Below are 12,154 nucleotides of genomic sequence, written 5' to 3' on the forward strand. Positions count from 1 at the left end.
TTTTATGCCCTTTTGGGCTTTTGAATGGAGGAAAATCACATGAAAATTATTAATATTGGAGTTTTAGCTCATGTTGATGCAGGAAAAACTACCTTAACAGAAAGCTTATTATATAACAGTGGAGCGATTACAGAATTAGGAAGCGTGGACAAAGGTACAACGAGGACGGATAATACGCTTTTAGAACGTCAGAGAGGAATTACAATTCAGACAGGAATAACCTCTTTTCAGTGGGAAAATACGAAGGTGAACATCATAGACACGCCAGGACATATGGATTTCTTAGCAGAAGTATATCGTTCATTATCAGTTTTAGATGGGGCAATTCTACTGATTTCTGCAAAAGATGGCGTACAAGCACAAACTCGTATATTATTTCATGCACTTAGGAAAATGGGGATTCCCACAATCTTTTTTATCAATAAGATTGACCAAAATGGAATTGATTTATCAACGGTTTATCAGGATATTAAAGAGAAACTTTCTGCCGAAATTGTAATCAAACAGAAGGTAGAACTGTATCCTAATATGTGTGTGACGAACTTTACCGAATCTGAACAATGGGATACGGTAATAGAGGGAAACGATGACCTTTTAGAGAAATATATGTCCGGTAAATCATTAGAAGCATTGGAACTCGAACAAGAGGAAAGCATAAGATTTCAGAATTGTTCTCTGTTCCCTCTTTATCATGGAAGTGCAAAAAGTAATATAGGGATTGATAACCTTATAGAAGTTATTACTAATAAATTTTATTCATCAACACATCGAGGTCCGTCTGAACTTTGCGGAAATGTTTTCAAAATTGAATATACAAAAAAAAGACAACGTCTTGCATATATACGCCTTTATAGTGGAGTACTACATTTACGAGATTCGGTTAGAGTATCAGAAAAAGAAAAAATAAAAGTTACAGAAATGTATACTTCAATAAATGGTGAATTATGTAAGATTGATAGAGCTTATTCTGGAGAAATTGTTATTTTGCAAAATGAGTTTTTGAAGTTAAATAGTGTTCTTGGAGATACAAAACTATTGCCACAGAGAAAAAAGATTGAAAATCCGCACCCTCTACTACAAACAACTGTTGAACCGAGTAAACCTGAACAGAGAGAAATGTTGCTTGATGCCCTTTTGGAAATCTCAGATAGTGATCCGCTTCTACGATATTACGTGGATTCTACGACACATGAAATTATACTTTCTTTCTTAGGGAAAGTACAAATGGAAGTGATTAGTGCACTGTTGCAAGAAAAGTATCATGTGGAGATAGAACTAAAAGAGCCTACAGTCATTTATATGGAGAGACCGTTAAAAAATGCAGAATATACCATTCACATCGAAGTGCCGCCAAATCCTTTCTGGGCTTCCATTGGTCTATCTGTAGCACCGCTTCCATTAGGGAGCGGAGTACAGTATGAGAGCTCGGTTTCTCTTGGATACTTAAATCAATCGTTTCAAAATGCAGTTATGGAGGGGATACGCTATGGCTGTGAACAAGGATTGTATGGTTGGAATGTGACGGACTGTAAAATCTGTTTTAAGTATGGCTTATACTATAGCCCTGTTAGTACCCCAGCAGATTTTCGAATGCTTGCTCCTATTGTATTGGAACAAGTCTTAAAAAAAGCTGGAACAGAATTGTTAGAGCCATATCTTAGTTTTAAAATTTATGCGCCACAGGAATATCTTTCACGAGCATACAACGATGCTCCTAAATATTGTGCGAACATCGTAGACACTCAATTGAAAAATAATGAGGTCATTCTTAGTGGAGAAATCCCTGCTCGATGTATTCAAGAATATCGTAGTGATTTAACTTTCTTTACAAATGGACGTAGTGTTTGTTTAACAGAGTTAAAAGGGTACCATGTTACTACCGGTGAACCTGTTTGCCAGCCCCGTCGTCCAAATAGTAGGATAGATAAAGTACGATATATGTTCAATAAAATAACTTAGTGTATTTTATGTTGTTATATAAATATGGTTTCTTGTTAAATAAGATGAAATATTCTTTAATAAAGATTTGAATTAAAGTGTAAAGGAGGAGATAGTTATTATAAACTACAAGTGGATATTGTGTCCTGTATGTGGAAATAAAACACGATTAAAGATAAGGGAAGATACTGAATTAAAAAAATTCCCCCTCTATTGTCCGAAATGCAGACAAGAAAATTTAATTGAAATAAAGCAGTTCAAAGTAACTGTGATTACAGAGCCAGACGCAAAGACGCAGAGCCGATAAAATGAGATTAATACAATCTCATTTTATCGGCTCTTTCCGTTATGTATGGATTCTTTTAATTAGTCTTCGATGTTTCTTGCTTCGTTGATACCGCTGGCTAAAGATTCCATTAAGGATAGTTCTTTGTCTGTAAAGCTATCCATGTATTTCTCTATCTGTAATCGTCGGGTGCTTTTTACCAAGTTATTAGCAGGTAAGAAAAATTCATCAACGGAAACATGAAGTAACGATACAAGGTCATAAAGAACTTGTATGCTGGGGTGTTGCCCCTTATTTTCAATATTAGTTAAGTAACGTGGGTCAATTTCAATCAATGCTCCCACTTGTTCACGAGTTAAACCTCGTTTCAATCGAGCTTCTTTAATGGCTAAACCAAAGGCTCTAAAATCATATTTATCTTCTTTTTTACGCATAGTAGACCACCTCTATACATTTTACTGTTCCTATTGAATTAGAAACAGGTATAGAAAAACATGTTATATAGTTTATAGGTTCATATTTAATAAAAAGCACTACTAAACGCCAATAAAAAAAACCGTTATATGGTAGTGCTATTTATGCTGTTAAAATATTGTATCTTACTTCCAAATGGCGGTTTGTTGGAGGTCAAAGTCGCCATGAAGTATATCACATACAATCAAGTTCCCCACATTGAGTATTTATCAAAAAAAGTCGTCTATCTGCAATAGATAAGTACGTCCACCAATGTGGTTTTATAAATCATATAGATAGAAAAATAAAAGCATGTAAACAGAGAAATCAATCTGTTTGTGTGCTTTTTTGGTTATTCAGAACTTTTTTACAAAGTTTATTCATCAGTAATGCAACAAATCCCCCTTTCACATTGGGACTAAGAGTGAAAGGAGATAAAAGAGCAAGGCTCACTTCCTTTCCTAGACAGAAAGGGGGTGAGAAACATGAAACCATCTTTTTTTCAGACCACAATAGAAAATCAGTTTGACTATATCTGTAAACGTGCTATGGAAGACGAGCGAAAGAATTATCTGCTTTATCTTTCAAGGATCGCAAAGCGTGAAGTGTCCTTTTCTGATGTTGGCGATTATCTTGTTAGCCAGTTTGCGACAACAGATAACTATTCAACTGACTTTCAGATTTTTACACTCAATGGAATATCAGTTGGTGTTGAAAATGATTTATTGAGTGAAGCATTACGTGAGTTGCCAGACAAGAAACGTGAAATTCTACTGCTGTTTTACTTTATGGACATGAGCGATTCAGAAATTGCAGACCTGTTGAAATTGAACCGTTCTACTGTCTATCGGCATAGAACCAGTGGACTAGCCTTAATCAAAAAGTTTATGGAGGAATTTGAAGAATGAAAACACAATATCCTATGATTCCCTTTCCTCTCATTGTAAAGGCAACAGATGGCGATACAGAAGCGATTAACCAGATTCTACATCATTACAGAGGGTACATAACGAAACGTTCCCTACGACTTATGAAAGATGAATATGGCAATCAAAGTATGGTCGTTGATGAAGTCTTACGTGGAAGAATGGAAACCAGACTGATTACAAAGATTCTGTCATTTGAAATTAAGTAATAACCTCTCTCTTTTCGTGGAAGCGTGCCATACTATTCCACGCTTCCCGAACAGGGAGGTTTGTTATTCCATCAAAGCATATTGAGCTTTCAATGTGTTTTGATAGGCTAACGAGCCATTGTTCTTTGAAAACTGAATAAAAGTAATTGAATACGTTTCGATAAGAAAAGAGCCAACGGAGCTAACCGCCATGACCTATCTTCTAAAGATAGCGAGCGTTTCAGTTAGTGTTCCGAAAAACAATCTTTAGCAGGATTGCCAGCGACGACTTTCTTATCGTGATAATGATACTCCCATACAGTCAATAGTCCGAGCGTTAAAAGCGTCGCAGGCAATGAGTATGGCTACATGAGAACCATGCAGGGGTGGAACTCCCGTGAGCTTTGCTAGAGCTGTTCGATTGCTTGTAAAACAACTTTTATGAAATCCAATAAGTGATTTGGAAAGGAGGATTTTATGAAGCAGACTGACATTCCGATTTGGGAGCGTTATACCCTAACTATTGAAGAAGCGTCAAAATATTTTCGTATTGGCGAAAACAAGCTGCGTCGTTTGGCAGAAGAAAATAAAAATGCAAACTGGCTGATTATGAATGGCAATCGTATTCAGGTTAAACGAAAACAATTTGAAAAAATTATAGATACATTGAATGCAATCTAGCGTAGCCAAAGGGTCTTGTATATGATAAAATAGTATTAAGTCGTATCAGGGCTCTTTCCATAATGGAAAGGAGCAAATGCCATGTCAGAAAAAAGACGTGACAATAAAGGTCGAATTTTAAAGACTGGAGAGAGCCAACGAAAAGACGGAAGATACTTATACAAATATACAGATTCATTTGGAGAACCGCAATTTGTTTACTCGTGGAAACTTGTGGCTACAGACAGAGTACCAGCAGGAAAGCGTGATTGTATCTCACTTAGGGAGAAAATCGCAGAGTTACAGAAAGACATTCATGATGGTATTGATGTTGTAGGAAAGAAAATGACACTCTGCCAGCTTTACGCAAAACAGAACGCTCAAAGACCAAAGGTTAGAAAAAATACTGAAACTGGACGCAAATATCTTATGGATATTTTGAAGAAAGACAAGTTAGGTGCAAGAAGTATTGATAGTATTAAACCATCAGACGCTAAAGAATGGGCGATTAGAATGAGTGAAAATGGTTATGCCTATCAAACCATCAATAACTATAAACGTTCTTTAAAGGCTTCATTCTACATTGCGATACAAGATGATTGTGTTCGGAAGAATCCATTTGACTTTCAACTGAATGCAGTTCTTGATGATGATACTGTCCCTAAGACCGTACTAACAGGAGAACAGGAAGAAAAACTGTTAGCCTTTGCGAAAGCTGATAAAACCTACAGCAAAAATTATGATGAAATTCTGATACTCTTAAAAACAGGTCTTCGTATTTCAGAGTTTGGTGGTTTGACACTTCCAGATTTAGATTTTGAGAATCGTCTTGTCAATATAGACCATCAGCTATTGAGAGATACTGAAATTGGGTACTACATTGAAACACCAAAGACCAAAAGTGGTGAACGTCAAGTTCCTATGGTTGAAGAAGCCTATCAAGCATTTAAGCGAGTGTTAGCGAATCGAAAGAATGATAAGCGTGTTGAGATTGATGGATATAGTGATTTCCTCTTTCTTAATAGAAAGAACTATCCAAAAGTGGCGAGTGACTATAATGGTATGATGAAAGGTCTTGTTAAGAAATACAACAAGTATAATGATGATAAGTTACCACACATCACTCCACATAGTTTGCGACATACATTCTGTACCAACTATGCAAATGCAGGAATGAACCCAAAAGCATTACAATACATTATGGGGCATGCAAATATAGCCATGACGCTGAACTATTACGCACACGCAACATTTGATTCCGCAATGTCAGAGATGAAACGCTTGAATAAAGAGAAGCAACAGGAGCGTCTTGTTGCTTAGTAGTACAAATGAATTTACTACTTATTTACCACTTCTGACAGCTAAGACATGAGGAAATATGCAAAGAAACGTGAAGTATCTTCCTACAGTAAAAATACTCGAAAGCACATAGAATAAGGCTTTACGAGCATTTAAGAAAATATAAAAAGATAATTAGAAATTTATACTTTGTTTTATATAAAAATTAATGAAATCTTAAGAATTAATCAATAGAATATTAAAACACTTTTTTATTGTATCAATTAAAATAAAATCATAGAGGAGTAAAATTTTTATCACTAACATGAAGATGTATTTTTTACTTTTTAATAAGGAAGCATAAAAGATAAGGGAGGTAGTTTAGTGGAATTAGAGATTAAAAATGTAAGTAAGAAATTTAAAGATAAATTAGCGGTTGATAATGCATCAGCTACGTTATGTCCAGGTGTTTGGGGACTCTTAGGTGCAAATGGTGCTGGGAAAACAACTTTAATTAAAATGATCACTGGAATTAGTATACCGAGTCAAGGCGAAATTTTATATAATGGGGAAAGAATCAACAAATTAGGAGAAGAATATAGGAATTTGTTAGGGTTTTTACCTCAAGAATTTATTTGTGCTCCAGAGTTTACTGTAAATTCATTTTTACAATATGTAGCTGCTTTAAAAGGTATAGACAAGAGCAAAACAGAAGAAATGATTGATAAACTCCTAGAAGTATTAAACTTATCTGATGTCAAGTACAAAAAAGTAGTAAAGCTTTCAGGAGGAATGAGAAGGAGAGTAGGAATATGTCAAGCTATTTTAAATGATCCTAAAATATTAATTTTAGATGAACCAACAGCAGGACTTGATCCTGGTGAGAGAATAAAATTAAGAAATTTTATCACGGAAATATCAAAAAATAAAATAGTTTTGCTTTCGACTCATATAGTCTCTGATATTGAATATATATCAACATCAAATTTAATTATGAAAGATGGTAAATTTGTATATTCTGGAACAACTGATGAACTGATATCTAAAATTAAGAATAAGGTATACGAAGCATCTATATCAAATAGAGAATATGCAGAAAAAGAAACACAATTGAATGTTGTTAATGTAAAACAACAAGATGATGGAAACGTACTCATTAGATACATATCAGATAAAGATGATGTTTTAAATAATTCTAAATTAACAAAAGCTCATCTAGAAGACTTCTATTTATGGGTCTTTCCAGAAGATAGAAGTTTTAAGGTGAATTAAAATGAAAATTTACTTAAATGAGATAAAGAGGATTTTATCAATAAGATCAAATCAAATTATAATATTGTTTTCATTACTACTTGCTATATTGCTTTCCATAGCTCCAATTAATTTTACAAAAATTACCTATGGAGAAGGAGATAAAGTAAAAAATTTAAAAGGAAAAGAAGCAATAGAATATATTAAAAAAGCTAAAGAGCCTTATTCAGGAAAGATAACAGAAGATTTAATTTATAATGGCACAAAAAAATATAGAGAAATACTAAGAGAATATAATGTTACTGATAGGTCTGAATTAAAACCTGAAATTAATACAAAGGAGCTTATGCCTATAGAACATATAAGTAAGAAAGTAAATGAAGTATTCACTGATTCTCAAAGTAATAACCTTCCTCCAGTTTTAAGCATAGATATCAATGATACCAAATATTTTTACAATAAAGTATTTGATTATCTAAATAGAGTAATTGAAAATGAATATCCTAATAAAGCTCAGAATCAAATTATAGAAAAATCTGAAAAAGCACTGAGTAAAATAAAGACTCCATATGAATATTATGGATATTATAGTACAGATGCAAATGATTATAGAGGATTTTATAATACGATAATAATAATTTTAATGGTTGTAGTAGCAGCTACAATATTCTCGTCAGATAGTGAGAATGATTTAGATTATATATTTAAAACAACTAAATATGGCAGAAGAAAGTTTGCCATCTATAAAATCCTAGCAATACTTACGATTTCGGTATTAACTTTGCTCTTAGGAAACTTCATACAAGGCTCTATATTAGACTATGCTTTTGGAACAGAGTATAAAAAGACTTCTGTTCAGATGATGTTTAGTGCTTTAAGTTTGCATAATTGGAACTTTGGACAGTTTAATAAATATATGCTTATTTGTAATAGTATCATATTGATTTCAACCATTCTTGCTACACTAATTATTTCTGTATTAAGTAAAAGAAAAGTTGAATCCATAATGAAATCAATTTTATTAGCAGTATTTCCAACAATAATTTCTCCTATTGGTATGATTAGTGCTATAAACTATATTTTTCCATCTTCAGGAGTAGGACTACTCAATTCATTACAAAATCAAATAGCTGATTTTAATTTTGTAAATGTTTTTGGAAATTGGATGAGTTCATCAAGTCTTATAATGATATCAGCTGTAATATATATTATTATTTTACCAAGTTTAGTAGTAATGATGTATTCAAAAATTGGAGGTAATTATGGACTTAATAACCCTAGAAGCAGAAAAATATAATAATAAAGAAAACATTACCTTAAACATGGTAATCGAAGGACCTGATTATGAGGATAAGTATGATAAGATACAAGTTTATTTAAATGAATGCGATTGGTTGCCTAAGAATATAAACATATTAACATCTTCCATAGATTATGGACCACATGAAAGTATATATACAAGACCACAATCTTATGAAGAAAGAATGATTTTAAAAGATTATTATGATCCAATTTTATCGTGGGATGAAAAAAATAAAATAAGGAGAATATAGAACTGATAACAGAGTTCGCGCTTTAAAAACTCTTAGAGCATCATATTAATGATGAATCATAGAGGCTCACACTATATAGAAATTTTAGTCTATATTTTGTGGGCTTCTATATTAATTATAAATAATAAGACTAGTTTGCTTTGTCAAAGCTGTAGGGGAGGTATAGATTATGAACATATATTTACAGGAACTAAAAAGATTTTTATCTAAAAAATCAGTAAGAGTTTTTTTGGTCGTGGGTTTATTTTTTACTTTTTTGATATCATTTATTACTTATAGAAGTGTACAATATGATGATATAAGTTCTGGTGATACAATTACCTATTTTGGAAAAGAGGCTATAGATCATTTTAATGAGGATAATAAAGCCTCTGAAGGTTATTTGACAGAAGAAAAAATAACTAAAGTAGTAAAATCTTATAAAGAAATATTAAATAATGAAAATGTAAACAGTAGAGAAAACTTATCAGAGGATGCTAAAAAAAATATATCGAAATTTGATCCTATATTAAGAGTAATAACATACCCATATACAATTACAACATCTGGAAGTTTACTTGATGTAAACGAACTTGATACAGAAAAAGATTTAAATTTTTATCAAAGTTGTTATGATGCATTGGAAAGGGACATAAAACAGAAATATGACAATGACAAGATAACAGAATTTGCTCTAGAAAAATATAAAGAGGTAAATAAACCATTTTATTATGGAGGATATTTTAGTGAAGATATACTATTTTTCGTAAATATTTTTATAACGGTATTATCACTAATTTGTATATTGATTTCATCACAATGCATTGTCGAAGATAAAGAAAATTACCTAGATTCAATTTTTAGAACAACTAGAAATGGAAGAAATAAATATATTTGCAGCAAGATACTTGCCTTAGCAAGTATTATATCGCTTTATTTGATATTAAATATATCTATTTATTATGGAACTATTAAATATCTTTATACTAATGGTTTAGATTCATCTTTTCAAATGTTACTATTTAATCAACTGTCAATATCTAATTTAACTATAGGTAAAGTTATATTAAGTGTATTTTTGTTAAGTATATTATTTACTATTGCAAGTTCAATGATGTCAATATTTGTCGCTATAAATTCAAAAGTTTCTATGGTTTCATCAGCCATATCGAGTGTTTTATTTTTTATTCCATCATTATTGTATGGAAAAAAATTGTTTAAATCAATATTTTATTTTTTGCCGTCTATGGGATTAGGTACTGCAGAAAATAGCTTAATTGAACAGTATCAAAAATTTGAATTTGTTAAGTTGCCAGGTAAAATTTTATGGATTCCAAAGTTTCTAGTAATAATGGCTTTAATTAATATTGCTCTGTATTTATTGCTAAGTATAAAATCATATAACAAAATAGAGCAATAAATATTTTAATGGGAAGTAGAGGATAAATATATGGGTAAGGATAAAATAAATCATCTTGAATGTATAAAAATAGCATTCAAGATGATTTATGAAGTAGATAAAAATTCTTTTGCGATTACTATAATATTGTCAATTGTAAGTGGTGTTTTTCCGTTTTTAGTTCTTAAATTAGGACAAACAATAATTAATATAATTCAAATTCATTCCACTAGATTTGATAATATTATAATACTTATACTTATATATTTATCTTTACAATTTATATCTGTAATAGTAGATAATATTAAAAACTACTATTTACAAAGGTTAAGTAATGAAGTTACTTATTCTTCTATGAGGAAAGTAATGGGAAAATAGTAGGTGATGGGAGTCACGATGATTTAATTGAAAACTGTAATAGATATAAGTTAATGTATAATAAGGAATTAAAGTGACTTTAATAGATTGAAGGGGAATTAATTATGAAATTGAAAAATCAATATATTTCAGTTGGGATGAAAGTGCTAACTGTATACTATATAATTTGGTTAATCTTTATTGTAGTATTTAAAATGACATTTTCAATCAATAATTTATTGATTGAGCGACAAATAAATTTACTACCATTTTATTATGACAATACAGTTAATATTAAAGTTATTTTTGATGAGATGGTATCAAATATACTCATTTTTTTACCTTTGGGAATTATGATTAGATCTATTTTATTTCGTAAAAACAATTTAAAAAGTATTCTTTTTGTATTTTTCTTTAGTTTAGCTATAGAGTTTTTACAGTACGCATTGTCAATTGGAGTATTTGATATAACTGATATAATTAATAATACATTAGGTGGTGTATTGGGCGTGGGAATATATAATTTAGCTTTAAAAAAATTTAAATCTAAGTTTAAAGTAGATAAATTTATTTTTTGGATAGCTTTTATTAGTGCTATTTTTATAAGTTTAGTATTAATTGTTTTTTTAAAATATAATGGTATTTAAAAAATTTAGTCAAGTCCATAATATTGTACTAGTTTAATTTACACAATATTATGGACTTGACTCTTAAATTCTTATACTTAACAATAAATATTATAATATCCTTTAATGCAATTACACAGAGTTATCGTTTACTCTTTTATATCTTTTTACCTCTCCACTTCCTTCCCATAATAATTTTCATAGTTTTTCCTATACTGAACAAGGTCAGAAAATTGTTCTTTATTCAAAGAATACTCTTGCATAAGGGTGTTCTTTTTTTCTTGCAATTTATCGAGTTTGGATAGTATTTCTTTTGTCTTTGGTAGCTTATTATAATTTTCTAAGATTTCTTTTGCGGCTATTTTATAAATGGAAAGTTCGCTATAATACTCGTCTGCAAATTGCTTATCTTCAGGATTTTTCTTATGGTATTTATAGATTTCACGATACTTATTTATAGTATTAATATCTTCCATATCTTGGGATAAACTTTTCATTTCACTTTCAACTTTCTTTATTTTATCTAACAAGTCTTGTCTATCATCGGCAGATTTTTTTATTAGATCATCAAGTTGTGTAATTGAATTAATTCCTTGTTCTCTAAGTTTAATTATTGAATCAGCCATTGTTTTGATATTATGTTTTCTTGCCCAGACTTCGTAACCTTTAGAGGATTGTACTTTTTCATTAGTAGATATATCAATAACATTTCCTACACGTTTTTTAATAGGATTAGCTTTGTTCATAATAGCTAAATCTATTCTTTCTTTAATTTTATCTTCAGTATAATCTTCTCCGATAGTCTTTGCTCTTGTAAATCTTTGCTTATCTTTATGACGAAAAGCAATATGTTTACCAAACTTAATTTCATAATCAAGAGATTTCATATTTTCTAAAAACTCTTTCCACGAGTTAGACTTATTAATCATTCTATCTATATCAAATTGCAGTTTAGACTTCCAAGAATTTCCTTTCTTGTTTTGGTCATATTCATACCAGGATTTACCAGAAGTTTTATATTTTCTTTTGTAAGCTTCATAATATTTATCAATGACTGAAAGCTTATTTTCTTTACACAATTCATCACTTTGATACCTGATTTTATGGTAAGTTTTTTTGTTAGATTGGTAGCATTTACCAGTCTTATAATTAACATTATTAAAAATAATATGGTTATGGATATGCCCTCTATCTATATGAGTTGCAAGAACAAATTCATAATCTTCTTTTAAAATTTTCTTGCATAATTCCATTCCTATC

Annotated in this window: 14 protein-coding genes; 12 read left to right on the forward strand and 2 right to left on the reverse strand. The window is 30.8% G+C overall.

Translation table 11 applies throughout. The features are described 5' to 3' along the window. Positions 1-39 precede the first annotated feature (39 nt). Together tet(M) and HMPREF0072_RS11260 are read left to right on the forward strand one after the other, a co-directional pair. A complete protein-coding gene (gene tet(M) / locus HMPREF0072_RS02740) occupies positions 40-1,959 on the forward strand; it encodes a tetracycline resistance ribosomal protection protein Tet(M) (protein WP_039931034.1) in 1,920 nt (639 codons plus the stop codon). Positions 1,960-2,077: 118 nt separating this feature from the next. After that, positions 2,078-2,245 (forward strand): cysteine-rich KTR domain-containing protein, encoded by a 168-nt coding sequence (locus tag HMPREF0072_RS11260; RefSeq protein ID WP_000336323.1) that lies wholly within the window; start codon positions 2,078-2,080, stop codon positions 2,243-2,245. A gap of 59 nt (positions 2,246-2,304) precedes the next feature. On the opposite strand, the gene HMPREF0072_RS02750 is transcribed toward HMPREF0072_RS11260, so the two are convergent. Beyond that, the gene (locus tag HMPREF0072_RS02750) at positions 2,305-2,658 is read right to left on the reverse strand and encodes a helix-turn-helix transcriptional regulator (RefSeq protein WP_001227347.1); all 354 of its coding nucleotides are present in this window, start codon (positions 2,656-2,658) and stop codon (positions 2,305-2,307) included. A 504-nt stretch (positions 2,659-3,162) separates the two neighbouring features. Between HMPREF0072_RS02750 and HMPREF0072_RS02755 the strand changes: the two genes are divergently transcribed. The 10 genes from HMPREF0072_RS02755 to HMPREF0072_RS02800 all read left to right on the forward strand — a co-directional run bounded on the left by HMPREF0072_RS02755 (position 3,163) and on the right by HMPREF0072_RS02800 (position 10,915). Further along, positions 3,163-3,585 carry a sigma-70 family RNA polymerase sigma factor gene (locus HMPREF0072_RS02755; protein WP_000804599.1) on the forward strand — a complete coding sequence of 141 codons (423 nt, stop codon included), beginning with the start codon at positions 3,163-3,165 and terminating at the stop codon, positions 3,583-3,585. Beyond that, a complete protein-coding gene (locus tag HMPREF0072_RS02760; RefSeq protein ID WP_000857133.1) occupies positions 3,582-3,812 on the forward strand; it encodes a helix-turn-helix domain-containing protein in 231 nt (76 codons plus the stop codon). The genes HMPREF0072_RS02755 and HMPREF0072_RS02760 overlap by 4 nt, the downstream gene beginning before the upstream one ends. Before the next feature lie 456 nt (positions 3,813-4,268). Then, positions 4,269-4,472, forward strand: a complete 204-nt coding sequence (locus HMPREF0072_RS02765; protein ID WP_000814512.1) for an excisionase — start codon at positions 4,269-4,271, stop codon at positions 4,470-4,472. 81 nt (positions 4,473-4,553) lie between these two features. Then, positions 4,554-5,771: a tyrosine-type recombinase/integrase gene (locus HMPREF0072_RS02770; protein ID WP_002835202.1), complete on the forward strand. Its 1,218-nt coding sequence runs from the start codon at positions 4,554-4,556 to the stop codon at positions 5,769-5,771. A 342-nt stretch (positions 5,772-6,113) separates the two neighbouring features. Then, the gene (locus tag HMPREF0072_RS02775) at positions 6,114-7,001 is read left to right on the forward strand and encodes an ABC transporter ATP-binding protein (protein WP_004818904.1); all 888 of its coding nucleotides are present in this window, start codon (positions 6,114-6,116) and stop codon (positions 6,999-7,001) included. A 1-nt stretch (position 7,002) separates the two neighbouring features. Continuing rightward, complete coding sequence (locus HMPREF0072_RS02780; RefSeq protein WP_004818871.1) at positions 7,003-8,277, forward strand: ABC transporter permease; 1,275 nt, start codon at positions 7,003-7,005, stop codon at positions 8,275-8,277. Continuing rightward, entirely contained in the window at positions 8,243-8,533 is a 291-nt protein-coding gene (locus HMPREF0072_RS02785) for a hypothetical protein (RefSeq protein ID WP_004818854.1), read from the forward strand. The genes HMPREF0072_RS02780 and HMPREF0072_RS02785 overlap by 35 nt, the downstream gene beginning before the upstream one ends. Before the next feature lie 169 nt (positions 8,534-8,702). Continuing rightward, a complete protein-coding gene (locus HMPREF0072_RS02790) occupies positions 8,703-9,932 on the forward strand; it encodes an ABC transporter permease (RefSeq protein ID WP_004827278.1) in 1,230 nt (409 codons plus the stop codon). 30 nt (positions 9,933-9,962) lie between these two features. Next, positions 9,963-10,289 (forward strand): hypothetical protein, encoded by a 327-nt coding sequence (locus HMPREF0072_RS02795; protein ID WP_004827279.1) that lies wholly within the window; start codon positions 9,963-9,965, stop codon positions 10,287-10,289. A gap of 104 nt (positions 10,290-10,393) precedes the next feature. Further along, on the forward strand, positions 10,394-10,915 hold the full coding sequence (locus tag HMPREF0072_RS02800; RefSeq protein WP_004812176.1) for a VanZ family protein: 522 nt from the start codon (positions 10,394-10,396) through the stop codon (positions 10,913-10,915). Positions 10,916-11,061: 146 nt separating this feature from the next. Here HMPREF0072_RS02800 and HMPREF0072_RS02805 read toward each other — a convergent pair. After that, positions 11,062-12,154 (reverse strand): relaxase/mobilization nuclease domain-containing protein (locus HMPREF0072_RS02805; protein WP_004827280.1); only part of this gene is annotated, 1,093 nt, incomplete at its 5' end.

Source organism: Anaerococcus lactolyticus ATCC 51172 (assembly GCF_000156575.1).
Taxonomy (GTDB): domain Bacteria; phylum Bacillota; class Clostridia; order Tissierellales; family Peptoniphilaceae; genus Anaerococcus; species Anaerococcus lactolyticus.

Excerpts from the sequence above, each read along its gene's own strand:
- HMPREF0072_RS02750 (WP_001227347.1), bottom strand. The coding sequence starts at position 2,658 with ATGCGTAAAAAAGAAGATAAATATGATTTTAGAGCCTTTGGTTTAGCC.
- HMPREF0072_RS02755 (WP_000804599.1), top strand. The coding sequence starts at position 3,163 with ATGAAACCATCTTTTTTTCAGACCACAATAGAAAATCAGTTTGACTAT.
- HMPREF0072_RS02760 (WP_000857133.1), top strand. The coding sequence starts at position 3,582 with ATGAAAACACAATATCCTATGATTCCCTTTCCTCTCATTGTAAAGGCA.
- HMPREF0072_RS02765 (WP_000814512.1), top strand. The coding sequence starts at position 4,269 with ATGAAGCAGACTGACATTCCGATTTGGGAGCGTTATACCCTAACTATT.
- HMPREF0072_RS02770 (WP_002835202.1), top strand. The coding sequence starts at position 4,554 with ATGTCAGAAAAAAGACGTGACAATAAAGGTCGAATTTTAAAGACTGGA.
- HMPREF0072_RS02780 (WP_004818871.1), top strand. The coding sequence starts at position 7,003 with ATGAAAATTTACTTAAATGAGATAAAGAGGATTTTATCAATAAGATCA.
- HMPREF0072_RS02785 (WP_004818854.1), top strand. The coding sequence starts at position 8,243 with ATGGACTTAATAACCCTAGAAGCAGAAAAATATAATAATAAAGAAAAC.
- HMPREF0072_RS02790 (WP_004827278.1), top strand. The coding sequence starts at position 8,703 with ATGAACATATATTTACAGGAACTAAAAAGATTTTTATCTAAAAAATCA.
- HMPREF0072_RS02795 (WP_004827279.1), top strand. The coding sequence starts at position 9,963 with ATGGGTAAGGATAAAATAAATCATCTTGAATGTATAAAAATAGCATTC.
- HMPREF0072_RS02800 (WP_004812176.1), top strand. The coding sequence starts at position 10,394 with ATGAAATTGAAAAATCAATATATTTCAGTTGGGATGAAAGTGCTAACT.